At 63.5% G+C, this 24,590-nt stretch carries 20 protein-coding genes and 2 tRNA genes; 11 read left to right on the top strand and 11 right to left on the bottom strand.

From position 1 onward, the window contains the following. Positions 1 to 18 precede the first annotated feature (18 nt). Positions 19 to 741, bottom strand: a complete 723-nt coding sequence (locus ACB033_RS03280) for a methyltransferase domain-containing protein (protein WP_010634452.1) — start codon at positions 739 to 741, stop codon at positions 19 to 21. Between the two features lie 71 nt (positions 742 to 812). Between ACB033_RS03280 and gloB the strand changes: the two genes are divergently transcribed. Then, positions 813 to 1,577 carry a hydroxyacylglutathione hydrolase gene (gene gloB, locus ACB033_RS03275; RefSeq protein ID WP_139725982.1) on the top strand — a complete coding sequence of 255 codons (765 nt, stop codon included), beginning with the start codon at positions 813 to 815 and terminating at the stop codon, positions 1,575 to 1,577. Between the two features lie 70 nt (positions 1,578 to 1,647). Next, entirely contained in the window at positions 1,648 to 3,195 is a 1,548-nt protein-coding gene (locus ACB033_RS03270) for a LysM peptidoglycan-binding domain-containing protein (protein WP_371140329.1), read from the top strand. A 65-nt stretch (positions 3,196 to 3,260) separates the two neighbouring features. Here ACB033_RS03270 and ACB033_RS03265 read toward each other — a convergent pair whose 3' ends face one another. Beyond that, positions 3,261 to 4,106 carry an endonuclease/exonuclease/phosphatase family protein gene (locus tag ACB033_RS03265; protein ID WP_010634455.1) on the bottom strand — a complete coding sequence of 282 codons (846 nt, stop codon included), beginning with the start codon at positions 4,104 to 4,106 and terminating at the stop codon, positions 3,261 to 3,263. Positions 4,107 to 4,217: 111 nt separating this feature from the next. On the opposite strand from ACB033_RS03265, the gene ACB033_RS03260 reads away from it, so the two are divergent. Continuing rightward, a complete protein-coding gene (locus ACB033_RS03260) occupies positions 4,218 to 4,442 on the top strand; it encodes a hypothetical protein (RefSeq protein WP_005299261.1) in 225 nt (74 codons plus the stop codon). 6 nt (positions 4,443 to 4,448) lie between these two features. On the opposite strand, the gene yciA is transcribed toward ACB033_RS03260, so the two are convergent. From yciA to ACB033_RS03235, 5 genes are all read right to left on the bottom strand, one after another. Next, entirely contained in the window at positions 4,449 to 4,847 is a 399-nt protein-coding gene (gene yciA, locus ACB033_RS03255) for an acyl-CoA thioester hydrolase YciA (RefSeq protein ID WP_162519932.1), read from the bottom strand. Between the two features lie 148 nt (positions 4,848 to 4,995). After that, positions 4,996 to 5,808 carry an NAD-dependent epimerase/dehydratase family protein gene (locus ACB033_RS03250; protein ID WP_139725986.1) on the bottom strand — a complete coding sequence of 271 codons (813 nt, stop codon included), beginning with the start codon at positions 5,806 to 5,808 and terminating at the stop codon, positions 4,996 to 4,998. Positions 5,809 to 6,067: 259 nt separating this feature from the next. After that, entirely contained in the window at positions 6,068 to 7,066 is a 999-nt protein-coding gene (locus ACB033_RS03245) for a LacI family DNA-binding transcriptional regulator (protein WP_005299251.1), read from the bottom strand. Positions 7,067 to 7,245: 179 nt separating this feature from the next. Next, the gene (locus ACB033_RS03240) at positions 7,246 to 9,162 is read right to left on the bottom strand and encodes a transglycosylase SLT domain-containing protein (RefSeq protein ID WP_065018696.1); all 1,917 of its coding nucleotides are present in this window, start codon (positions 9,160 to 9,162) and stop codon (positions 7,246 to 7,248) included. Positions 9,163 to 9,271: 109 nt separating this feature from the next. Further along, positions 9,272 to 11,764: a bifunctional diguanylate cyclase/phosphodiesterase gene (locus ACB033_RS03235; RefSeq protein ID WP_026139253.1), complete on the bottom strand. Its 2,493-nt coding sequence runs from the start codon at positions 11,762 to 11,764 to the stop codon at positions 9,272 to 9,274. A gap of 370 nt (positions 11,765 to 12,134) precedes the next feature. Here ACB033_RS03235 and hpf point away from each other — a divergent pair, with 370 nt between their 5' ends. Continuing rightward, entirely contained in the window at positions 12,135 to 12,473 is a 339-nt protein-coding gene (hpf, locus tag ACB033_RS03230; RefSeq protein ID WP_010634460.1) for a ribosome hibernation-promoting factor, HPF/YfiA family, read from the top strand. Positions 12,474 to 12,539: 66 nt separating this feature from the next. On the opposite strand, the gene ACB033_RS03225 is transcribed toward hpf, so the two are convergent. Beyond that, positions 12,540 to 13,049, bottom strand: coding sequence for a VC2046/SO_2500 family protein (locus tag ACB033_RS03225; RefSeq protein WP_042008255.1), 510 nt, complete (start codon positions 13,047 to 13,049; stop codon positions 12,540 to 12,542). Positions 13,050 to 13,174: 125 nt separating this feature from the next. On the opposite strand from ACB033_RS03225, the gene ACB033_RS03220 reads away from it, so the two are divergent. Both ACB033_RS03220 and ACB033_RS03215 read left to right on the top strand, forming a co-directional pair. After that, positions 13,175 to 13,259: transfer RNA gene (locus ACB033_RS03220), tRNA-Tyr, on the top strand. Positions 13,260 to 13,311: 52 nt separating this feature from the next. Then, positions 13,312 to 13,396 (top strand) — tRNA-Tyr (locus ACB033_RS03215). 128 nt (positions 13,397 to 13,524) lie between these two features. Here the strand turns inward: ACB033_RS03215 and ACB033_RS03210 are convergent. Both ACB033_RS03210 and ACB033_RS03205 read right to left on the bottom strand, forming a co-directional pair. Next, positions 13,525 to 17,310, bottom strand: coding sequence for a translocation/assembly module TamB domain-containing protein (locus ACB033_RS03210; RefSeq protein ID WP_371140328.1), 3,786 nt, complete (start codon positions 17,308 to 17,310; stop codon positions 13,525 to 13,527). Between the two features lie 144 nt (positions 17,311 to 17,454). Continuing rightward, a complete protein-coding gene (locus tag ACB033_RS03205; RefSeq protein WP_017783884.1) occupies positions 17,455 to 19,230 on the bottom strand; it encodes an autotransporter assembly complex family protein in 1,776 nt (591 codons plus the stop codon). 567 nt (positions 19,231 to 19,797) lie between these two features. On the opposite strand from ACB033_RS03205, the gene ACB033_RS03200 reads away from it, so the two are divergent. Both ACB033_RS03200 and ACB033_RS03195 read left to right on the top strand, forming a co-directional pair. After that, a complete protein-coding gene (locus ACB033_RS03200) occupies positions 19,798 to 20,172 on the top strand; it encodes a hypothetical protein (RefSeq protein ID WP_017779265.1) in 375 nt (124 codons plus the stop codon). Positions 20,173 to 20,253: 81 nt separating this feature from the next. Beyond that, the gene (locus ACB033_RS03195; protein WP_011705448.1) at positions 20,254 to 20,532 is read left to right on the top strand and encodes a peptidylprolyl isomerase; all 279 of its coding nucleotides are present in this window, start codon (positions 20,254 to 20,256) and stop codon (positions 20,530 to 20,532) included. A gap of 14 nt (positions 20,533 to 20,546) precedes the next feature. Here the strand turns inward: ACB033_RS03195 and ACB033_RS03190 are convergent, their stop codons facing one another. Beyond that, positions 20,547 to 21,107: a peptide-methionine (S)-S-oxide reductase gene (locus ACB033_RS03190; RefSeq protein ID WP_371140327.1), complete on the bottom strand. Its 561-nt coding sequence runs from the start codon at positions 21,105 to 21,107 to the stop codon at positions 20,547 to 20,549. Positions 21,108 to 21,158: 51 nt separating this feature from the next. Between ACB033_RS03190 and ACB033_RS03185 the strand changes: the two genes are divergently transcribed. Genes ACB033_RS03185 through ACB033_RS03175 form a run of 3 tightly spaced genes read left to right on the top strand, consistent with a single transcriptional unit; the run spans position 21,159 to position 24,588 of the window. Beyond that, positions 21,159 to 21,833 (top strand): DUF1499 domain-containing protein, encoded by a 675-nt coding sequence (locus ACB033_RS03185; RefSeq protein ID WP_371140326.1) that lies wholly within the window; start codon positions 21,159 to 21,161, stop codon positions 21,831 to 21,833. Between the two features lie 11 nt (positions 21,834 to 21,844). Then, on the top strand, positions 21,845 to 22,426 hold the full coding sequence (locus ACB033_RS03180) for a carboxymuconolactone decarboxylase family protein (protein WP_123245876.1): 582 nt from the start codon (positions 21,845 to 21,847) through the stop codon (positions 22,424 to 22,426). Next, positions 22,426 to 24,588: an FAD-dependent oxidoreductase gene (locus ACB033_RS03175; protein WP_371140325.1), complete on the top strand. Its 2,163-nt coding sequence runs from the start codon at positions 22,426 to 22,428 to the stop codon at positions 24,586 to 24,588. The genes ACB033_RS03180 and ACB033_RS03175 overlap by 1 nt, the downstream gene beginning before the upstream one ends. Positions 24,589 to 24,590: the final 2 nt, after the last annotated feature.

Raw genomic sequence — 24,590 nt, 5'->3', positions numbered from 1 at the left:
CTGATCGGCGGTTGACGACTAGCCGCCCTGGCGCGCCATCCCCGGCGTCGCGATGGAGCCCGGCAGACGCCAGCGACGGCGCACCGGTGTCAGGGGGAAGCGCCGTTTGCGCGCCGCTATCACGTAGACAGACGCAAACGGCCGACAGTAATCCCGCCCCACACTCTCCCGCCACCAGCCGATCCGGCTCTGCCTGCCCATGAACGAATAGCCGAAGCGCTCGTCAAACATCACCTCGCAGCCAAGCAGCTGCAACCAGTCGGTGACCCGTGCCGGGGTGAACATGCGGGCGGACCAGGGCAGATGTTGACGCAGGAAAGGCAGGCAGTGCCCGATGCCGACCAGACTGAGCGGATTGTAGCCGCTGACAATAAGCCAGCCATCGTCGGTCAGTACCCGCTCCGCCTCCCGCAGCACCTGGTGCGGGTCGGGTGAAAAATCGAGACAGTGGGCCAGCAGGCAGGCATCCACGCTGCCGGTGCGTACCGGCAGGGCCAGCGGATCCCCCTTGAGATCCAGCAGGCGACCGCCAGGGGCGACCCCTATCTGGTGGCGAATGGAGGAGCAACCGCAGGAGAGCTCGGCGCTCAGCGCGCCGACCTTCAGCAGATGATAACCAAACAGATGCGGGCACCAGCTGTCGAGTCGCTCCTGGATCTCGGCCGCTACCCAGTCCCCCATGGGCAGTGCCGACCAGCTGGTCGGGATCTCGATTTGTTGTTCGGTACGTGCCACCTGCATAATAGGGCTCAACTTGGGGTTCGAACGCCATCCAGTTATATAAGATACCCTCCATAAAGAGAAGCAGACTCATGTATCCAGTGATCACAGTTCCAGCCTTTAACGACAACTACATCTGGTTGATCCGACACGAAAATCACTGCCTGGTCGTCGATCCGGGCGAGGCTGCTCCCGTGCTGGAACGGCTGGCCGTGCTGGAGCTGCAACTGGATGCCATCCTGCTCACCCACCACCATCACGACCATGTGGGCGGCGTGGGTGAGTTGCTGGAACATTTTCCCCATGCCCGCCTCTATGGCCCCAAGCTTGACCCCATGCCGGCGCACCACGGCCAGTGGCTCGATGACGGGGATCAGATCAACTGGCACGGCCTGAGCCTCGAGGTGATCCACGTGCCCGGTCATACCCACGGCCACATTGCCTACCACGGTCACGGCATGCTGTTTTGTGGCGACACCCTCTTCAGTGCCGGCTGCGGCCGCCTGTTCGAAGGGACCCCGACCCAGATGTTCGGATCGTTGCAGCGCCTCGCCGCCCTGCCTGATGACACCCTCATTTATTGTGCCCACGAGTACACCCTCTCCAACCTGCGCTTCGCCCACGCTGTCGAGCCCGACAACCAGGCGATCCAGCAACAGATCGGGCTGATCAGCAAGCTGCGCCAGCAGGGCCTGCCGAGTCTCCCCTCACGGCTGGGGGATGAGAAGCGCTTCAATGTTTTTCTGCGTTGCGAACTGGATTCCGTGAAATTTTCTGCTGAGAAACACGCTCTGAAATGCGTGGAAAATCCGGTAGATACCTTCACGATCCTGCGCCAATGGAAGGATGTTTTTTGAACAAACCTTGATCAGGGGGCCATTGCCCCTTATGATGCGAGCTGTTTTTCCCAAAGATGACCTGAGCGAGATGAAGGTACGAACGGCCTTATTGGCGGCGCTGTTTCTCAGCGGCTGCCAAAACCTGAGCCATCAGGATGACCGGGCGCTAACGGCAATCGAGCCGATCAAGTCCCCCCAAGTCAACAAAAAAGCGTATAAAAAACATTCTGCGCGCTTCCTGTTCGGTGACGAACAGATCGACGAACTGGATGACACCGATAACCTGTGGGTGCGTATCAGCGATGATATGCAGTTTGATCCGCAGGAGAACGACCGTGTCCGCCAGCAGCGTGATTGGTTGTTGCGCAATGATAAGCATCTGGCGACCATTGCCAGCCGGGCTGAGCCCTACCTGTATCTGATGGTAGAGGAAATCGAACGGCGTGAGCTGCCAATGGAGCTTATTACCGTTCCCATGATCGAGAGCATGTTCGATCCCCACGCCCGTTCCCGCAGCAATGCGGTGGGTCTGTGGCAGTTCGTTCCTGCGACCGGCAAGAACTTCGGCCTGCGCCACGACAACTGGTACGACGGCCGCCGCGATGTACTGGCCTCCACCAATGCCGCGCTGGATTATCTGGAGTACCTGAACCGTTTCTTCGACGGCGACTGGCTGCAGACGCTGGCCGCCTACAATGCCGGTGAAGGGCGGGTGCGCAACGCCATCATCCGCAATCAGAAGGCTGGCCGGCCGACCGACTACTGGTCGCTCGATCTGCCTCGCGAGACCCGGATGTACGTGCCCAAGATCCTGGCTATGGCTGACATGATCCGCAATGCGGACAAGTACAATATCACCCTGCCGGTGCTGGCCAACAAACCACAACTGCGGGTGGTCAACACGGGGGGTCAGATCGACCTGAACGTGGCAGCCCAGCTGGCGGGCCTGCGCCCGGCCCAGCTGAAAGAGGTCAATCCGGCGCTGACCCGCTGGTCGACCTCGCCCAAGGGCCCCTATCGCCTGCTGGTACCGGTTGAATATGCCGATACCCTGGAGCTGGCCTTGGCCGACCTGCCGCAGAGCGAGCGCATCCGCACCCGCTCCTATCAGGTTACCAGTGGCGACACCCTCTCCCGTATCGCCCAGAATCACGGGGTGAGCGTGCAGCAGATCAAGCTGGCCAACAACCTGCGCAGCAACAACCTGCGCCGTGGTCAGACCCTGATGATCCCGACCAGCGGCAGCAAACCGGTGGTCAGCCAGAGCGTCCAGAGCAAGCCACAGCAGCTCGCCAGCCGTGGCAGCGGCAAGATCCAGTACAAGGTACGGGCCGGCGACAATCTGTGGAGCATCAGCCAGGCACACGGGGTGACCCATGACGAGCTGGCCAAGTGGAACGGTCTCAACGCCAAATCGGCCCTGAAACCGGGCATGAAGCTGGTGGTCTGGCCCAAGCAGGGCAAGGGTGGCAACAAGTCCATGGTCTATCAGGTGCGCCGCGGCGATTCCCTCTCCTCCATCGCAGCCCGCTTTCAGGTCGCCGTGATGGATGTGATGCGCTGGAATCAGCTGGGCAAGAGCGATTACCTCAAACCGGGTCAGGAGCTGACCCTGTTCGTGAAGAACAACAGCTGATCGTTCATCACTTCATAAAAAAATACCCCGCCTGATGCGGGGTATTTTTTTATCTGGAGCAGGGCTTAGGGGGTGATGGCCTGGGCCGCGAAACGGGCCACGATGGGATTGTGATCCGAGGCATCGGTCGCCGGGCTGCTCACTTCCACCAGATCCAGATTGCGGTAGTAGAGGTGATCGAGCGGCCGGCCGAAGGCGGTCCGGCGCAGATCCGGCATCGGGATCGCCTCCTGCAGCCCCAGATCGCTTACCAGCCGCTTCAGCCAGAACTCCCGCTTGTCGCTCCAGGTATTGAAATCCCCGGCCAGAATGACGGGCCCCTGGTGACGATGGATGAGGGCTGTCAGATCGTTGATCTGCTCGCGAAAGGTCGCCATCCCCAGCTCGAAGTTGACCGCATGCAGGTTGACCACCAACACACCGTCAGGATCCCCCTGCAACGGGTAGAGGCTGACCAGACCGGATTTGGGGATGCGCAGCAGCGGCTCGGGGGAGCGCACGCCGCACACGAACGCCTGCGGCGTCTTGGCCACCGTCATCACGCCGAAGGAGACGCCGCCCTGGGTAAAGGCTTGCAATTGCTGCCACTGGAAATCACCGGCCTTGAGCCACGCCAGCATCTCGGGGCGGGTTGCCGACTCCTGCAACAGCACCAGATCCTGGGCCTTGGCATACTCGTCCAGTCCCTCGCGCCAGTTTTTGCGCTGACCCTTGTAGAGATTCCAGACGGTAATGCCAAACTCGCGGGGCAAGGCGGTGGAGGCCAGCGCCACCAGCGGCGGCTTCTGGCAGCTGGCGCCGGGGATGATGCCCTGCGCCGTGACCAGGTGATCCTGATCCGGCACCTCGAAACAGCCGACCAGTCCCAACGTCAGCAGCGACGTACCCAGAATGCGATAACTATTTTTCATTGGCTAACAACCACCTGCCTCTGCATTGTGTCATGACCATCCCAAACGTCATCGCTACCGACTAGGCTCATAATTCGTGTCCGGCCCGGCTCATCCAGAAGGAATTCAACGATGGCGAGACAGCACCAGTACCGCGTGACGTTTTATGATCAACAAGGAAATTGTCATCAAGTGGAGCTTTCCACCGTCTATCAGATCAGACGGGATCCCCAGTGCGATCTCTGCCTGTTCGACACCCAGCAGTGCGTCGGCTCGGAAGAGATGCTGGAACGCATGATACGGCAAAAAACCGGGTTTGAGCAGGAAATATCCATCATCAATGCCCGGCTTATCTGACCCGGATCAGACCGGTATCGGACGGGATTTTCCCTGTTCGTCGATGGCAACATAGGTGAAGATCCCCTCGGTGACGCAGTAGCGCTGGGCTTCGTTTTCACGCAGCACCGGCTTGACCCACACCTCCAGCTTCAGTCGCATGGAACTGCGGCCAATCTTCAGACAGCGCCCGTAGCAGCACACCACGTCGCCCACCTTGACCGGGCTGTGAAAGGTCATGCCCTCGACGGATACAGTACAAATACGTCCTTTTGCCAGCTCCTTGGCCATGATGCCCCCACCTATATCCATCTGGGACATGATCCAGCCCCCGAAGATATCGCCATTGGGGTTGGTATCGGCTGGCATTGCCAGGGTTCTCAGCAACAGTTCCCCATCGGGGTGACGTCTTGTATCTACCATCATTACCGCTCTCTCTATATGGATGGCGGCATGATAGGGGGCGAGCTCCCCCTTGGCAAACCTCAATTGCCCGTCAAACGGCAGGCCCGGCCAAGGAGCGGAGCCGCCTGTGCCCCACCGCTATACCCACGCATAGCACCGGGCAGTATGCTTAGTGACCCTGGGCTGCCAGCTCGGCAAACCAGTGCGCCGGATCGGGCCAGCGATAGACAAACCCGTGCTGCTCGCAGATGCGCTGCCCCTCGACGGGGGCAAACCGGCCGGCCGGTTCGATGAATATCGGGGCCGGCAGGCCAAGCTGGCGCGCGGCAAAGGGATAGAACTGCTCCCGGCGCGGGTGCACTGGCGCACTCAGGTTGTAGGCATCCCCATCCTTGCCCTGTTTCAGCAGCAGCAGGCAGGCGGCCACCACATCATCCAGATGCACCAGGTTCACCGCCTGGCCGCCCCCCTCCAGGGTCTTGCCCGCCAGGAAACGGCCGGGATGGCGCTCTGGCCCATAGAGCCCGGCCGGGCGCAGCACCATGGAGCATGCAATGCCGGCCCCCATCGTCGCCTGCTCGGCGGCCAGCATCCGTATTCCGCGCTCGTGGGCAGGCATGGGGTGTTCATCCTCCCCCTGCCCCGGCCCCCAGACCGAGGTAGCGCTCACGAACAGCAACCGCTGCACGCCGGCACCCTTAGCCAATTCAGCCACCCGAGCGGTGGCGGCCGGGTAATCCTCGACCTTGCTCGGCGGCACGCAGATCACCAGCTCGCGGCAGCGAAACGGCAGGGCCGCCAGCCCGGTGCCCAGTTGCAACGGCCAGGCCTTCACCCCCTCTGCTGTCAGCTGCGCGGCTTTTTCGGCCGAGCTGACCGTCACCGCCACCTGGCGGCCCTCGGCCTGCAGCGCCCGGGCCAGCGGCAGTCCCAGCCAGCCTGCCCCCACGATCCCGGTCTGGTATTCACGCTCTGTTGTCATGACAAAATCCTGGCAAAAAAAAAACGGCCATCCATGATGACCGTCGAAAGTAACGAAGGAAATAGCTGGATTAACCAGTTACCTCCCACAGCGGGAAAATCGGGAGCGCAGGCTCCTAATTCGTGGGGCCTATGCTAGTGGCAGGCAGTCCAAAAAGCTTTGAAGCGGATCACAGTTGAAAAGGATTTCTGAAAACGCTTTCAATTTTTCAGCAAAATTCGGGAGCGACATTGGCCCGTTCAGGGCCAATGTCGACCACTCAGGCGACGGATTCCCGTCTCACCAACTCGGCCTCGAACTTGAGCTCCAGCCCCTCGGCCGGCTTGTGATCCAGCAGGCTCAGCGCCAGCTCGGCGGCCCGACCGCCCATCTCCTCGATGGGGTAGCGCACCGTGGTGAGCTTGGGATAGATGTAGCGGGCATAGGGAATGTCATCAAAACCCACCACCGAAATCTGCTGCGGGATCTTGTATCCCCGCTCCAGCAAGCAGGAGATGGCCCCCGCCACCATGGCGTCGTTGAAGCCGAGCACGGCAGTAAACTCGACGCCCCGATCCAGCAGCTCACCCATCGCCACGTAGCCACCGTTCTCGTCGGCAAAGGCGCGACCGATGAGAGCAGGATCAAGAGCGATGCCGGCCCGCTGCAGGGCGTGGTGATACCCGGCCATCCGTTGCTGGCCATCGACGAACTCTTCATCGTCCGAGGTGACGAAGGCAATCTTGCGATGACCTGCATCCAGCAAGTGCTGGCAGGCGGTGGTGATGCCGGCCTGGTTGTCCAGCCAGACGCAGCGATCTTCGGCGCCCGGCACCTGGCGGTTGATGAAGACCACCGGGGTGCTGCCCGCCACCAGCTCGCTCAGCTCCTCGTCGGGCAACGCCTTGCTGTGCAGGATCAGCGCATCGCACTGGCGCTGCAGCAGCGCCTGGATGGCATGGCGCTCGCGCACCTCGTCGTGATTGCCGGACATGACGATGGTGAACTTGTCCGCCTTGTCCACCACGCTCTCGATGCCGCGCATCATCTGGGCGAAGAAGGGGCCACCACACAGATCCCCCACCAGCACACCAATGCAGTTGGAGCGCTTGCTGACCAGCGCCTGGGCAAAACTGTTGGGACGAAAATTCAGTTCCTTCATGGCCGCCAATACGGCCTCACGCTTTTCTGGTGCCACCTGCGCCGTGTTGTTGATGACTCGCGACACAGTTGAAATGGACACATTAGCCAACCGGGAAACGTCTTTAATCGTTGCCACTATCAATTCCTTTGTTGGGGAAGCCTGTCTGTGTTGAACGGGCGATTATAACGAACCTGCCAGACCAAGAGAGGGCGCCCGATCACCTGGCAGGTTTCCTTTTGTAACAAAACCTTATGGGATAATAACCATTTTGGGGAAGGAATGGGAATCCGGCTGCCGCCCAGGCGGCAGCCATCTCAATAAGCGTGACTCAGCTCGCGCTCGGACATGAAGCGCAGCGGCTGCTGCAGCTTGTGCTGATAGATGAGGTCGAACGACAGCACGTTCTGCACATAGTTGCGCGTCTCCTTGTAGGGAATGCTCTCGACCCAGACATCCATCGGCTTGTCCGCACTCTGATCGCGCCAGCGTTTGACCCGGCCGGGGCCGGCGTTGTAGGCCGCCGCCGCCAGGATCCGGTTGCCGTCATACACATCCAGCAACCGCTTGAGATAGGCGCTGCCAAGGCGGATGTTCATGGCGGGATCAAACAGCTGCTGCTCGTTGCGATAGGGCACCCCCAGCTTGCTGGCCGTCTCCTTGGCGGTGGTCGGCATCAGCTGCATCAGTCCCCTCGCCCCCACCGGCGACTGCGCCAGCGGGTAGAGGGCGCTCTCCTGGCGAGAGATGGCGTAGAGCAGACTGGTGTTCATGGTCCGCTCCTGCGCCATCTGGGAGAAGGTGTGCTTGAGCGGCAGCGGGAAGCGCAAGTCGAGCGCATCCCAGGCCTCGGCCCGGATGCTGGCCAGAATAGCCAGCTCGTGCCAGCCCTGATTGAGGGCGATGTGGCCAAACTCGAGGCGCTGGGCCACCGGGTTGCGATCCATGTTGTGGATCCACTCCGCCCGCGCCGCCGTGATCTCGTTCATGTCGAGCAACTCGCGCACCCGCAGCAGGAAGGGCCAGCGGCGGCTGGCGGTGCGCCAGTCCGGCACCTTGTGCGCCACGCTCTGGTTCTTCATCCGATAGGGCACGCCGGTGCGCTGCGCCGCCATGAAGCCGTAGAAACCGCGCAGATTGGCGGTCTCCAGATAGAGATCCCGCGCCGGTTTCTGCTGGCCCTGCACCTCCAGCGAGCGCGCCAGCCAGTAGCGCCAGCGATCCTCCTTCTGCAGGCCCATGGGCATGCGCTTGACCCAGCCGGAGAGCCCTTTCCAGTCCTGCTCCCAGATGGCGAGCCGGGCCCGCAGCTCCAGCAGATCCGGGTCGGCCTGGCGCACTACCGTTGCATCCAGCCAGCTGCGCTGGGCGGTGGAGCGATCCAGCAGCAGCCGTCTGGCCACCGCCCGTTCCACCGGTTTGAGCTCGGCCGCGCTCAGTGCAAAACGCGAGCGCAGATAGCCGAGCTGCCCCAACACCGCCTCCGGCTGCTGGTTGGCATAGCGGGCCAGTCCCAGCAGCAGCAACTTCCGGGAAGGGGCTGCGTTAGTGAAATAGGTCGTGTTCATCGCCTTGGCGGGCTGCTCGAACAGGGTGATCATCTGATCCCCATAAGCCTTCATGCCGCTACCGAGCTGGGCGCCGAGGTGGCGGATGAGGTTCGGGTTCTCCGCCTCGAAGGCCAAGGTCATGCGGGTCCAGATCTTCTCCTGGGTGCGCAAGCCGGCCTGCTGCCAGAGCTGGAACAGGGGATCGCAGGCATCGGGACGGGACTGGCCGCTCAGCCAGAGCTTGCCCGCCTCCTGCAGCGCCTGGCTCTGCTGGCCTGTGTAGTAGCGCGCCTGATAGTGCATGCAGAGCAGATCGGTGGAGTTGGGCTTGGCCGGGTAGAAGCGCAGGAACTGGGACCACTGCTGGCTCTGGGCCAGATAAGTGAGGTAGCTGCGCTCCAGCCGGTTGGATTGGGGGGTGTCGCCGTGCTCGCGGATGAAGCGGGTCACGTCGTCATAGTCCGCCGCCCCGGGCCGGAAGGCCAGCTGGTAGTAGTCGAGATAGGGCAGCAGCGGATAATGGGTCAAACGGGCACGAATTTGCTGAAAACGGGCCTGATCGTCGGCCCGCACCGCGTCATAAGCCTGGCGATAGAGAGATTGTTCCAGGGTCTGCGCCGCCACCTGCGTCAGCAGCCCCGGCACGCACAGCGCCGATAAAATGATTCCCTGCACGGCTTTCACGAGAGACGTCTCCATTGAGAGGCAATGCCACCGCCTGTTGGCGGTGGTGTCATATTCCCTCATTCTACCCGTTAACCCCGGGGGCTACAGCTCGCCGGCGAGACTATTTTTACTCGCCGCTGGCGAGGCTCTCACTGCGGGCAAGGCGCCGCACGTAGCGCTCCAGATAGGGTACCGGCAGTGGCTTGGAGGCCAGGTAGCCCTGGTAGAAGTGGCAGCCCTGGGCCTGCAGAAACTCCAGTTGCTGGCGCGACTCCACCCCCTCCGCCGTCACGTTGAACCCCATGTGACGCGCCATGGCGATCACCGCCTCGACGATGGCCATGTTGTCGCCATCGCGCGGTATGTCCTGGATGAAGGAGCGGTCGATCTTGAGCTCGTCCGCCGGCAGCCGCTTGAGGTAGCTCAGGGAGGAGTAACCGGCGCCGAAGTCGTCGATGGCAAAGCTGATGCCGAGCGCCTTGAGCTCGCTCATCTTGCTGATGGTGTCTTCTGCATGCCCCAGCACCACGGATTCGGTGATCTCCAGATTCAGGCTGGCGGGATCCATGCCGGTGGAGGCCAGCACGTCGTGGATCCGGTCGACAAAATCGGCGGCGTGAAACTGCTTGGCGCTGACGTTGACCGACAGCTGCGGGATGTGAATGCCGTTCTCCTCCCAGCGCACGTACTGGGCGCAGGCCTCGTACAGTACCCAGTTGCCGATGTCGACGATAAGGTCCGTCTCCTCGGCGATGGGGATGAACTCGGCAGGGGACACCAGCGCCCGGCCTGGCGGCTGCCAGCGGATCAGCGCCTCGACGCCGATGATGTCGCCCCCCTCCACCATGTGCTGGGGCTGGTAGTAGAGGGTCAGCTCCTGCTGGTTGAGGGCGCTGCGCAGCTCGTTGTGGATAAGCAGCCGGCGATCCGCCTGCAACTGCATGGAGGCGTCGAAGAAACGCCGGGTCTTGCGACCGGCCGACTTGGCCTGATACATGGCGGTGTCCGCCTGCTTGAGCAGATCGTCCACCCCCTGCTCCCGGCCGGGGAAGAGGGTGATGCCGACGCTGGCGCCGATGTGCAGTACCTGACCGGCGTGGTTGTAGGGTGCCGCAATCTCGCTGATGAGCCGCTCGGCGATGAGGTCGGCCTGCATCTCCGCCTGGGGGGGACTGGCCGAGAGCGAGGGCAGCAACAGCACGAACTCGTCGCCGCCAAGGCGCGCCAGACAATCCCCCTGGCGTACCAGCCGCTTGAGCCGGCTGGCCACCTCCTTGAGCAACCAGTCGCCGGTGGCGTGGCCGAGGGAGTCGTTGATGGTCTTGAAGTGGTCGAGGTCGATGAACAGCAGGGCGCCGATCAGATAGTCGCGGCTCGCCTCGCCAAAGGCGTGGGCCAGGGTCTCGTGCAGCTGGCGGCGATTGGGCAGGCCGGTCAGCTCGTCGTAGTAGGCGAGATCCTGAATGCGGCGCTCCGCCTCCTTGCGCTCGGAGATATCCTCGAAGCAGATGACGAAGTGGCTGATCGCCCCCCTGTCATCCTGCACCGGGGTGACGATTTCCCACTGCGGATAGGGATAGCCATCCGCGTGCAGACGCTGGGTCTCCCCCTGCCAGCGGCTCAAACTGCCGAGCTCATAGCCAAGCCCCCCCAGCCCGCACCAGAGATCGTTGCCCAGATGCAGGCCGATGACTCGCTGGCTGTCAAAGCCGGTGATCTGGCTGAAGGCGTGGTTGACCCGCAGGATCTTGAAGTCGGGGTCGGTGATGATGATCCCTTCGTGGGTTTCGAAGGCCACCGCCGAGAGGCGCAGCTGGGCGTCGCTCTGCAGCCGCTCCAGCTCCGCCACCATGCGCATGGAGAAGGTGGTCAGCACCGAGCCCAGATTGGGGATCGCGCTCTGGTCGGAGAAGAGCAGCGCCAAGTGCCCCAGCAGCTGGCCGTTGCGATCGCACAGGGGCAGGCCGTAGTAGCCCTGCCCTGCCTTGAAGCCGGCGCAGTGCAGATGCTCGGCGGTGAGCGGCAGGATGCAGGTCTCGCCGCGCTGGTAGACCTGCTGACACGGCATGCCAGCCAGCTCGTACTCCTTGAGGTCGATGCCGTGACAGGCCAGCACCTTGAGCCGCTCGCTGCCGGTGCGCTCCGCCAGCCAGACCGCATCCGCCACCAGAATATGGGCAAGCTGGCTGACCAGGGTATTGAAGAAATCGAGCCCGGTCCTGGCGGAGAGCGCCTGGGCCAGCTGGGTCAGCAAGGGGTCTTGCAGCAATGGCAGTTGCTGGGAGAGATCGGCAGGCAGCTGGGTGCTGCGGGTGGTGTCGAGCGGCGCAATCCAGCCACAGCACATCTGCTGGGCCGGTACGTACTGGCCGCTCCAGAGCACGTGACGCACCTCGCCGTTCTCGTCGCCGAGGTGGCCGATGAACTGGGCCGGTTGCTGGGAGTGGTAGAGTCTGGCGAGAAAGTCGGCAAAGCCGGCCTCGTCATCCGCCGCCAGTTGCCCGAACCAGGGGTGAGGCCCCTCCCCTTGCCAGAGCTGGTAGGAGGCATGATCGGACAGGCTCCACTGGGCATGTTGCCGATCATAAAACCACATCATCTGAGTGGCTTGCTGTTTCATGTACTACTCCAACACCACAACAACCACGTTCAAGTCCCTGACGACTCGATAGCGCCCACATTCTCAGCGCGCACGTCGGCAAGGGCGGTGCGGGGGGAAGTGCGAAAGATGCGAGACTAAGCGGTGAAAACCGGACATGAGGTCGACATGCGGCGCTGCCACGAAGGGACAGAAACGATCCAAGTTTCCCCATACTGCCTGCCTGTTTCGTCGAGCTCAAGTGCTTTTTGGTGCAGAACGGGAAAAGATCACAATTTCCCCCTCCCCTTCGCAGCAAGGCACCATTTAGTGACACAGATCACATTTTAATGTTCAGCCATGAGTAATCTGAAGGTGAAGACACAAGCAATACGACCCGAAGGGGGCCAATATGAAAATCGAAATTACCAGCAAAATCATCGAGATCACCCCGGCTATCCGCGAGCGCATTGAATCCCGCTTTGACAAGCTCGAACGTCTTCAGGTGCCTCTTATCACACCCCATGTGATTGTCTCCAAAGAGCGTCTGATGTTTATCGTTGAAGCCACTGCTGGCATCCCCAACGGCAAACTGTTTGCCCAGGCAGAACATGAGGACTTGTACGCCGCCATCACCGAACTGGGGCAAAAACTGGAGCGTCAGATCAACCGTCACACCGAGAAACCCATCGCCCGTCGCGCCGCTGCGGCCGGCAAGGAAGTCCCGCTGCCGGACGAAGCCGACGCCTGATCCAGGGCACGACACATCCATCACACAAAAGGCGGGGTCTCCCCGCCTTTTTGCTGCCTGGTCCTCTCAGCTGAGCCAGTGCAGACCGGCATCCACCCCCTCCTTGAGCGCATCGAGTACGGGCAACATCAGCAAGGGATCCTCGCGTCTGGGCTGATCCGCCAGCTTGCCTCGCCAACGCTCGCGCCCAAGCGGCGAGAGGTTGTCATAGACGGCGGGCTCCAGCGCAGGCGGGGTACCGAGCAGCGGTGGCGAGCGCAGCGCCAGCCAGAGCCGCACATCCACCATGGAGCCCCCCTGCTGCAGCCGTTCGTTGAGCACGCTTGCCTCGGCATCATCCTCGCTCCCCTGCAATGGGGTAGCCGGTGGCAGCTCAAAGCGGCTGCGCCAGACCCGACTCTCTGCCTTTGCTGGCTGCCTGGGATCAAACCAGGGCTGCTCTTCCACCGCATCGGTCAGCAGGGCCAGATGCAGACGAAAGTCCGCCCTGTCTCCGTGCTGGAGATCCTGGTTGAGACGTTGCCCGAGCTGGGCTTCGTCCACCAGCCATTGCTCACGAACGGCGCTGGGTAGCATGGGATAACTCTTGGAAACGGTGGTTTCATCCTTTATCGGCCGTAAATCCGATCCTTTGAGCAGGAAAAATCCCGCCGAGGGGTTCACAACCGCAGAAGATCTGTTAGTATGCGCCTCGCACTTGTGGAGGGGTTCCCGAGTGGCCAAAGGGATCAGACTGTAAATCTGACGGCTCTGCCTTCGAAGGTTCGAATCCTTCTCCCTCCACCATTTCAAGTGCCGTCACATCCCAGGTTGTGATGCAAAATCAGCAATGCCCCGTGGAGGGGTTCCCGAGCGGCCAAAGGGATCAGACTGTAAATCTGACGGCTCTGCCTTCGAAGGTTCGAATCCTTCTCCCTCCACCATCTATTCAAGAAAACCCGGCCTCGCGCCGGGTTTTCGCTTTTCAGCGTCCTATCTCATTCGTCGGCCCCCTCAACGCCCCCATAAAAACGGGAGGCCTGCGCCTCCCGTTTTTGTCTCTTGCCGCCCGTTACAGGGTGAAGCGATAGAAGATATCCACCGCCTGGGCCACCCCGCTCATGGCCTGCAGGTAGAGCCTTGGCATCAGCTCGTAGCGCAGCTTGAACTCGGCGATGGGGCTGAACACCCCGACCCCGTACTGGAACTGCAGTCCCGGCAGCAGGTAGGCCGACAGGGTCACCTGGGTGTTCTCACCACTGCCGGCGGTGTCGAGGGCCACATCGCTCATGCCGAGGGATTCCCCCAGACTGGAGACCACGCCGTTGGCCTGGCTGACTGCGCCCGCCACCAGCAGGCCGTTGAAACCGCCATCCTCGCCGCTGGTCTGCAGCCCCTTGCCGCGCAGCAAGTAGGAGAGCTGCTCGGACTGGGCCATCTGCGGCTCCGAGTAGACGGTGATCTTGGGCTTGCTGGCCGGCCCGGTCACCCGCACCCCGACCGTCACCTTGTCCTCTATGGTATCGGGATCCCGATACGCCTCTATGTTGAGGTAGGGCTGATCGAGGGGGCCGGAGAAGAGGATGCGGCCATCCTTGATGATGAGGTTCTGGCCATAGGCCTTGAAGCGCCCATCGTTGAGCACCAGCTGACCATTGCCCGCCAGCGGCCGCGAGGGATCCTGGCGAATGTTGATGCTGCCCCCCACCTTGGTCTTGAGTCCCATCGCCTCCAGCCGCACGTCATCACCCAGCCGGATGGCCAGCTTGATCTCCATCGGCAGCGGCGCGGCTTTGGGCACCGGTGGCAGATCATCGTAGACCACGGTCACGTCATCCGACACCGCCACCGCGCTCTCGGGCAGGCTCTTGACCAGGATCCGCGCCCAGGGGATATCCACCTGGCCGGTGATCCGGGTCTCCTCCCCCAGCGAGATGGCGATGTCCGGGGAGACCCGCACCCGGCCCATGCCAGGATACTGGGCCTCCAGCTCCTTGCCCTCTATGGTGAGGCTGCCGGTGACCGGCAGCTGTGCCCAGCTCAGCCAGCCCCCCAGCGCCAGCGGGCCCTTGCCCACCAGCATGGTGCCATCCAGCTCGGCCCGGTTGCCTTCAATCTTGAGGCGGGTCACCAGCTTGGAGAGGGTCACCATGTCGGAGTGGGTCTGCACTTCCCCATCCAGCAGGTTGAGCTGACCAAACAGCAGCGGCGAGGCCAGGGTGCCGTCGAAGCGGGCATCGGCCGAGATGACCCCCTGCAGGGAGCGCACCTCTGGGATGAGCGGCGCGAAGGTGGTCAGCTTGAGGTCGTCAAACTTGAGCTGGCCGGAGAGATTGCCGCGACCGGACGGATCCCGGATATAGAGCTTGGTGTCGATGTTGCCGATCTGCCCGGAGGCAAAATCGAGCCGGATGGCCGCCTGCTGGCGCTCGAAGTCCACTCCGAGCTCGAGGCGCTGATAGTCGGTCTTGAGCTCGTCGGCCACGAAGGTGCCCGGCGTGGTGCGCACGGTGGCGTGCAGGGTCGGCTGATTGCCGCGCCAGCTGGCCCGCCCGTCGGCGGAGAGCACCGCCTGCCAGCGGAAGTTGTCCGGCAGCCAGGGCCGCAGGCGCTTGAGGTCGAACTGGTTGAGGGCAAACTCCAGGCTGCCCTGCTGGGCCGATACTTGGCTGCCCTTGACGCAGAGGCTGGCCCCCTGGGAACCGAGGCAGAGATCCCCCATGGTCAGCCGCTGCCGCGGCAGATCCACATCCAGATCCCAGGGTGCGCTCAGCTCCCAGCGCCGCAGCGGCGTCTTCAACTTGAGCTCGCCGAGGGCACCGCGCCAGCGATCCCCGCGCAGGCCGCCGCTCAGCTTGAGGTTGGCCGCCACCGGGTCTCCCTTCATGGTGAGCGACAGGGCGTGCTGGTTGAGATCGCCGCTCAGGTTGAGCGCCAGTTGGCTGAGGCTGGTCGTCCCCTGCACCAGGCTGGCCACCGTCAGGGCCACTTCCCCTGCCGGCTTGTCGCCGACCAGGGCATTGCCCTTGATGGAGATCCCCTTCAGATCGGTGCCGGCATAATAGAGGCGGCTGGCGGCCAGATCTGTGGTAACCCGCGGCGCCTGCTGATTGCCGGTCAGCCGCACCTGCCCCTTGATGTCCCCCTTGAGCCCGGGGTAGAGCCCGGCCAGGTTGGGGGCATCGAGATCCGCATCCAGCTTCCATGTCTGCTGGCTCAGGCTGCCCTTGGCCTGCAGCTGATTGGGGCCGCTTTGCAGCGCCAGCGCCGGGATGGTCCACTCCATCTTGTCGTTGCCGCTCGCACTGCCCTTGATGGCCAGCGGATACTGGTTGAGCTTGCCGTCCACCTTCAGCTCGAGCAGTTGCAGCTGCCAGTGGCCCGCCTCATCGAGCTCGAAGCGGCTGGCAATCTTGCCCGCCAGCGCCCCCTTGAGCTCGGGCACCAGCTCGGCCGGGTTGATCCCCTTGAACTCCGTGGTGCCCTGCCAGCGTACCCCCTTGTCCCAGGCGAGCTTGCCGTCCAGCTTGAGCTCCCCCTTGAGGGCGTTGAGCAGCAGGTTTATCTGGTTCAGCTGCGTCAGGTCCCCCTTGCCGGTCAGCGCCAGCTTGAAGGGGGGCACGTCCGTGCCCTTGCCTGCGGTATTCAAGGCAAACTGGTAGCCGGAGAGCTTGCCCTTGGCGCTCAGCGTGCCCTTCTCCAGCCGGTAGCTGGGCTCATCTTTGGCAGGCTTGTGCAGCGGCCAGCCCAGGCTCTTCCACTCCAGCCCCGCATCAAACGGCAAGTCGGGGTCGAGGGGCGCCAGAGAGCCCTTGAGGCTGGCGGCCACCGGCCCCTTGGCTTGCAACGCCAGCGCCAGCTTGCCCACCGAGCCGCCGAGGGTCAGGCTGGCCTGCTGCCCCTGCAGCTCACCATCCAGCAGCCCCTTGCGGGCCTTGGCATCCAGGGTCAGGGCGAGCGGATAATCCTCTTTGAGCTGGATCTTGCCCTTGAGCGCCAGATCCGCCATGGCGTGGCGCAAGGAGAGCTCGCGCAGCACGATGTCGCTCCCCTCGGCGCTGGCCGACAGCAGCAGCTTGTCGAGCCCTTCAATCAATTCACCTTGCTGATAGCGAAACGCCGTGACCTGCAATCCTTCCAGCTGGATGGGGAACGGCAGCCGGATGGCGGGCAGCGCGATGGGGGCTGCCTTGGTTGCCTGCTGCGCCTTGCTCTCATCCGCCGGCTTCCCCTTGGCGGTGACAGGCGACTTGGCCGCAGACTTGTCTTGGGTGGTTGCCTTGGTGGCGGCCGGTTTGGCAGCCTCGGCCGCGGGCGTCTCGGCCAGGGTCACCTTGAGGCCGTCCAGCACCGGCCCCTGCACGATCAGCCCCTTGCGGCTGAGGGTGGCGCCGATGTCGAGGGACTTGAGGCTCACTCCCACCCCAGGCACTGTCACATCGAGATCCGCCACCGTCAGACTGTCGACCTGGATTTTCAGCGGCAGCGGGTGCCAGACGAAGGGTTCCGACGGCTCTTCCGGGGCCGGCTCCGAGTCGGCCACCTTGACCACCGGGTGGGTAACGTTAAGGGATTTGATCCAGAGCTTGCCCTGCAGCAGCTTGCCCAGATCCCAGTCCAGCACAGCGCGATCCACAGTGACGTCCACCAGCTCGTCCTGCCAGCCGACCCCTTCCAGGGTCCAGCCGTAGCCGAGCTGGCCCGCCACCAGCTCCCCCTTGAGGGAGGGAAGAGCAGCCCTAGCCTGCTGCCACAGCCACTTGTTGCCCTGATGGGTGAAGCCCAGCAGGCTGACGCCGATGAGCAGCAGGAAGATGAGCCCCATCAGCCAGAGATAAATACGTTTTACCCAGATCACAATGCAGACCCCCGCGAAAGATGCAGCCGCAGCGGCCAGAGAAAAATACGTTTTACCCAGATCACAGTGCAGACCCCCGCGAAAGATACAGCCGCAGCGGCCGGTCAGAAGAGCAGAAGAGAAGAGAGGTGGAGCGCGGCCGGATCATAGTTCAGGCCCCAGCGCGAAGTGGAGCCGCAGCGGCTTCTCATCTTCGGAAATGCCCACCGCCAGATCGAGCCTGACCTGACCGATGGGGGTCACCCAGCGCACACCGACCCCGGTGCCTATCTTCCAGGCCTCGCTGTAGTCGACCGTGGCGGTACCGCTGTCGACGAACAGGGCCCCCAGCCACTTGTCGCTGAAACGGTAGTTGTATTCGGCGCTGGCGACGCTCACGTAGCGGCCCCCCAGCAGTTTGCCGTCGCTGCCCCGCGGCGAGATGGTCTCGTAGCCGTAGCCCCGCACCGTCTGATCACCACCGGTAAAGAAGCGCAGCGAGGGCGGCACCAGCGAAAAGCTGTCCCCTATGATGGCCCCCTGTTCGGCCCGCAGCAGGAAGCGGTGATCCTCCCCCAGGGTGCGCAGCCACTTGCTGCGCCCCCACACCCGCACGAAGCTGATGTCGGAGCCCCAGTAGGGGTCGGAGAACTCCAGGGTGAGCTGCTGGCGATCGCCCCAGTCGGGCACCAGACCGCCGCGCACCCGCAGCCGCGACCAGGAGACGCCGGGGATCAACAGCAAGCTGTTGCCCTCGTCGGCGCCCTGGGTATAGACCTCGTTTTCCAGGCGGATGAACACGTCCCGGTCCCAGCTCTCCGGCCGCCGCTTCCAGCGGTGCACGCTGAAGGTAGTCAGATCGGAGCGGGTATCGTTGTTGTCCTTGTACTGATAGCCGGCCTGCAACGAGTAGTAGTCCCGCAGCGGGTTGCCCACCGGGATCTGGTAGTCGAAGCTGAGCTCGGCCTCGGGCTGGGAGACCTTGGCGGTGGCGTTGAGCCGGTGGCCGTAGCGGTTGACCCAGGGCTTCTCCCAGGTGGCACTCATGCGCGGCCCCACGTCGGTGGCATAGCCGATACCCGTTTCAATCTCGTGATCGACCCGGTTGGAGAGGGTCACCTGCACCGGCACCCGGTTATGCTCGGCCTGGCTGATGAGGGGCTTGATGTCCACCTGCTTGAACAGCTTGGTGGAGGAGACATCCTGCGACATCTCCGCCAGCCGGATCGCCAGATAGGGGTCACCGCTCTTGATGTTGATGAGGGGACGGATGAGACGCAGCGCCTCCGGGGTGGCGTCGTAGCGGATCTCGCCGAAGTGGTAACGCGGGCCGGAGCGAAACAGGATGTAGATCTCGGCGGTACCCTGATCCGGGAACACCTTGACCTGGCTCTTGCTGATCTTGGCATCGAAGTAGCCGCGGGCCAGCCCCAAGCTGCCCAGATCCGCCTTGATGGATTCGTACTTGCCGTGGTTGAGAGGATCCCCCTCTTTCAGGGGCAGCTTGTCCAACAGCTCGCTGTAGAGCTCGTCGCTGCCGGCATCCCCTTCCAGCAGGATATCGAGGCGGGAGATGATCACCGGCTTGCCGGGATCCACCTCGATGATCACCTTAGAGGGGGTTTTCTTGTCCCGGCTCAGGGTGATCTTGGGCTGGTAGTAGCCATAGACCTGCAGCGCCTTTTGCACGCTCTCGGTGATCTTGGGGCGGGCCGGGCGGTACTGGCGCTCCTGATAGACCGGCAGGGCATTGAGGTAGGCTTCGACGTTGTCCTTGTTCTCCCCTTTCAACCCCTTGATTTGATAGGTGAGTTTGGCCGCCATGGCGGGCGTGACGAACAGCAGCAGACAGAGGCTCAGTCCCAGCGCGCGAAGCCCACGACGAAAAGCCCGTGCGGGCGGTGAGATCCCTGCAGGCAGGGGCGGATTGCATCCTGTCAAACGTCAATTTCCCCGAAGAACATGATTAAAATAATGCGATATTCAGAACGAATATGAGGCTCACTCGATCGCAAGCGCGCCTCATCCTAGCATATCCCCGGCTCGACATCAGAGCGGGTTGACCGCGAATTTCGCCATATTATTGAAGCCTTTGCCCGCGCGGGCCGTCCATTTTTCAGGCATTCCCCCGCAGACTTATGCCACTATGGGCCCAAAAGGGCAATCCATGACCCTCAGGGCCTGGCCAGATGGCCCCTGCCGGCCACTCCGGCCCGACGGCGCAACCTCCCCGATTTCCCGATGGGCGCGACACCAACTGTCGGCAACGGGTCAAGATCGCAGCAATGCCCCCTCCCCAAGCGGCCAGCCCGGATCCTGGCAGGCACTGGGCCATCTCACTCGCGCCTCCGCGGGACTGCAGATTTTATCTTGCCGGATCAAACAGTTGCCGTCACTCAATCAAAGCCTCGTTCAACCCAATCGATTTATCCCGCTGCCCCCCTGCTCACTTCTCGCCCACACTGGAGCCATTGGATCAGACCCCTGCCCCACCAGAGGAGACACAGCATGCACGCACGCAGCGAACAGATGGCGGACTACATCGCCGACCGGCTCGAATTCATCACCTTTCTCGCCTGTTGCAGCGCTCTGCTGGCCCTGCTGACCGGCATGAATGGCCAGCAGGCGCTGGCCTTCACCGCGCTGAACCTGCCGTTCGGGCTCGCCATCCTGCTGGGCATGGCCATGCTGGCACCGCTGCCGACCCACTGGCGCCTGCCGGGCATCACCCTGTTGCTGGCGGGCAGCGCCCTGGCGACCCTGCAGCTAGGGGGCAACTGGCTCAATCCGCTGGCCATCTGGAGCCTCTATGCCCTGCTCGGGCTGGAGATCCTCTGGCAGGCGCGGCCCAGAACCCGGCTCGGGGCCCGCGCCCGCGGCTGATATGCCGATGACGGCTGACGCGCGGCAGGAATTGGGGTACTCTTTGCGCCCCCGATTTGCCCACCGCCGAGGAGCGTCCCGATGAGAAAAGCCTGTGCCCAGCACATCCTGGTCAAGACCGAGAAAGAGTGTCTGGAGATCAAGGAGAAGATTGCCAAGGGAGCCGACTTCGGCCAGATGGCCAAGCGCTTCTCCACCTGCGCCTCCAGCAAGCGCTTCGGCGATCTGGGGGAGTTTTCGAAGGGCGACATGGTCAAGGCGTTTGACGATGCCGTGTTCAAGGGCGAGCTGCTGACCGTGCTCGGCCCGGTGCGCACCAAGTTCGGCTTCCACCTTATCAAGGTGCTCTACCGCAACTGAGTTCAGGGCCCGGTTCAGGGTTCTGGGGTCAGCTCCACCGGCCAGCCGCCGCAGCGGCGGGCATAGAAGCCGAAACGCCAGGGGTGGCTCGCCGCCCAGTCCTCCATCTCCGGCGCTGGCGTGAACCGGCTCTGCGGCCAGAGTGCAACCCGGCTCGGCCGCCCGTGCAGGGCCTGCCAGCGTGTCAGGCTCACCTGGGCCAAACGCCACTGGTAGTCATCCTTCGGCAGCAGGGCCGGCGCAAATGCCAGACCCCGGTTGCAATACTGGCCGTCGCCATCGTTCCCATCCACCAGCTGCCAGAAGACGTTGAGCAGATCGCCATACCCCACCTTGACCGGGTCATAATCGATGCGCACCGCCTGGCGCCGCGGTGGCACTTCCCGCCAGCTCGCCCCCGTCGCCACCCGCTGACTGACATAGCCCGGCTCCACCCGGCTGACCCCGGGCAGGGTCTCGTAGATGGCCTCGGCGCGCCACATGTCTCCCGCCGCCAGCACGGCGCTGTCCGCCCACAGCGGAACGCTTGGGAAAAGCAGCAGGATTGAGATAAATTTACTAACGTTATCAGTCAATTAAGTTTATCCTTCTGGGCACTTGTTCATCATAACCAGGGGATCCCCGTTATGCCCAGTTATTTGTGGTGGCCACTGCTGGCCTGGTTGCTGCCGCTCGCCGGCGCCCTCGGCAGCCGTGTTCACCTCTGGCCCTGGTGGCTGGGATTCACCCTCTGCCTGCTCGGGGCGCTCGTCTCCCTCGCCTTGCTGGTTCGCCTGCCCTGGTGTCGCAACCGCTGCGCCAACGGTTGGGGCGCCGTCCCCCTGCTGTTGCCCCTGGCCTTCGTGGTGCAGGCGCTGCGCACGCCGCTGGTCAACGACGTGAGCACGGATCCCAACAACCCGCCCCAGTTGCGCTGGGCAGCCGAACTCAGAACGGCGCAGGATCTGCCCATTAATCCGGCCCCCTTGAAAGCATTTGAGGGGAAACCCGGTCCTCTCTTTACCGGCGCCCCCCCGGCCGAGGTGATCACCGAGGCCCACGCCCTGATGGAGCAGCTCGGCTGGCGGGTGCGACCAAGCCCACAAGGGCTCGAGGCGATAGTCACCACCGGCTGGTTCGGTTTTCAGGATGACGTGGCGCTGCGGGTCTTTGCCGGGCCCAGCGAAACCCGCATCGACATGCGCTCCGCCTCCCGCCAGGGACGCAGCGACTTGGGCACCAACCGGGCCCGTATAGAGGAGTTTCTGATCCGCCTCAACGAGCGGCTGGGTCAGGCCTACAAACCCAATTTGAAGCAATAAGAAGGTCATCCATGCGCGTCGAGGTCAAGCCCGATCGGGAATATGCCTGGTTCATCCGCCCCTTTTTCTGGTTGCAAAAGCGCAACTACGGCCAGGTGCTCATTCCGGGCAAGTGCTGGGGCCGCTCGCCACGCCTGTTTGCCGCCGTCGCCACCCTCTATGGCGTCATCAACCGCAAGCGCTCCCCCATCGACCCCGTGCTGCGCTCCCTGGTGACGGTGCGGGTATCCCAGCTCAACTGGTGCCGCTTTTGCGTCGACATCAACGCCATGACCCTGATAAAGAGAGCCGGCTCCAGCGAGAAGGTGGAGGCGCTCGCCAACTGGCGCGAAAGCCCGCTGTTCGATGAGCGGGAGCGGGCCGTGCTCGACTACACAGAGGCGATGACGGGGCTTGATGGGGTCAGCGACGAGCAGGCTGCCCGCCTCAAGCCCTGGTTTGACGATGACGCCATGGTGGAGCTGACCGGCCTCATCGCCTTCCAGAACATGTCGGCCAAGTTCAACGCCGCCCTCGATATCGCCCCACAGGGCTTCTGCCAACTGCCGGTGCAGCCGGTGCGTCCGGCCCAGCCGAACAGCAAGGACGCCTGATGAGAGGCTCCCGCCTGCTGCTGGTGCTGGTGATGGGCTGTCTCATCGGCGCCTTCTTCGCCTTCGACCTTGGTCACTACCTGAGCCTGCCCCAGCTGCAGGCCCGTCAGGCCGAGCTGGCCGCCCTGGTCGAGCGTCATTTCGGCGCCGCCGCCCTGCTGTTCGTCGCCGTCTATGTGGTGAGCACCGCCCTCTCCCTGCCTGGCGCCAGCCTGCTCACCCTGGCTGGCAGCGCCGTGTTTGGCGTTGCCTGGGGGCTCTTGCTGGTCTCCTTTGCCAGCAGCATTGGCGCGACCCTGGCCTTTCTCAGCGCCCGCTTTTTGCTGCGCGACTGGGTCGAGCGGCGCTTTGGCGACAAGCTGGCCAGCTTGCAGGCCGGCATGAAGAAGGAAGGGGCGCTTTATCTGCTGAGCCTGCGCCTCATCCCCATCTTCCCCTTCTTTTTGGTCAACCTGCTGATGGGGCTCACCCCCATCAGAGTCAGCACCTACTACTGGGTGAGCCAGCTTGGCATGCTGCCCGGCACCTTCGTCTACGTGCTGGCGGGCAGCGAGCTCGCCAACCTCACCAGCACCGGCAATATCCTCTCCCCAGGCCTGATGGTAGCGCTGACCCTGCTCGGGCTGATGCCGATGCTGCTCAAGGGTCTGCAGCGGCGCCTCGCCCTGCATCGGCTGCACGCCCCCTACCGCAAGCCGACGCACTATGACTACAACCTGCTGGTGATTGGCGCCGGGGCCGGCGGTCTGGTCACCAGCTATATCGCCGCGGCGGTGAAGGCCAAAGTGGCCCTTATCGAGAAGCACAAGATGGGGGGCGATTGCCTCAACAGCGGTTGCGTCCCCTCCAAGGCGCTGATCCGAAGCGCCCGCTTTGCCGCCGAGCAGCGCCGGGCCGGTGAGCTGGGCTTTGGCCCAAGCCAGACCAGCGCCGATTTCGCCGCCGTGATGGAGCGGGTCGCCCGCATCATCAAGGAGGTCGAACCCCACGACTCCATCGAGCGCTATCAGGGGCTGGGGGTGGAGTGCATCCAGGGGGAGGCAAGGCTGGTCTCTCCCTGGGAGGTGGAGGTGAACGGCCAGCGCCTTGCCAGCCGTCATATCGTGCTCGCCACCGGCGCCCGGCCGCTGGTGCCCGAGCTGCCGGGGCTTGAGCAGGTGCCTTGGCTCACCTCCGACACCCTCTGGCAACTGCGCAGCGCGCCACGCCAGCTGCTGGTGCTGGGCGGCGGCCCCATCGGCTGCGAGCTGGCCCAGAGTTTTGCCCTGCTTGGGGTACCCGTTACTCTGGTGGAGCTCTCGGAGCAGCTGCTGCCCCGCGAAGAGCGGGAGGTGGCCGAGCTGCTTGCGGATCAGCTGGCCCGCGATGGCGTACGGGTGCTCACCGGCTGGCGCGCCGAGCGAGCCGACTATCTGCCAGCGGCCTCGGATCTCCCCATCCGGCTGCAACTGCGGCGGGGCGACGAGACGCAAATAATTGAAGGCGATCAGCTGCTGCTGGCGCTGGGCCGGGTGGCCAACGTCAGCGGTTTCGGGCTCGAAGCGCTGGGGGTGGAGCTGACCCCGCGCGGCACTGTGGCGGTCGATGGCTTCCTCGCCACCAACTACCCCAGCATTCTGGCGGTGGGGGACGTCGCGGGCCCTTACCAGCTCACCCATGCCGCCGCCCATCAGGGCTGGTATGCCGCAGTCAACGCCCTGTTCAGCCCGTTCAAGCGCTTTCGGGCCGACTATCGGGTCATGCCGGTCGCCATCTACACCACCCCCGAAATCGCCCGGGTCGGCCTCAACCAGAAAGAGGCCAGGGCGCAGGGCATCCCCTTCGAGCTGACCCGCTTCGAGCTGGCCGAGCTGGACAGAGCCATCGCCGACGGCGAGCGCCAGGGCTTTATCGAGGTGCTCACCGTGCCCGGCAAGGATCAGATCCTGGGTGCCAGCATAGTGGGCACTCACGCCGGCGAGCGGATCGCCGAGTTCGTGCTCGCCATGCGCCACCGCCTCGGCCTTGTCAAGATCCTCGCCACCATCCACGCCTACCCCACCCTGATGGAGGGTAACAAGTACCTGGCGGGCGAGTGGCGACGGGCCCGTCAGCCCGCCACCCTGCTGGCGCTGCTGACCCGTTATCACCGCTGGCGCCGCGGCGCCAGACCAACCAGGTAACC

The organism is Aeromonas sp. S15(2024), from assembly GCF_041402265.1.
In the GTDB taxonomy this organism is placed as follows: domain Bacteria; phylum Pseudomonadota; class Gammaproteobacteria; order Enterobacterales; family Aeromonadaceae; genus Aeromonas; species Aeromonas dhakensis.
This window is presented reverse-complemented; position numbering and strand designations above follow the sequence as displayed.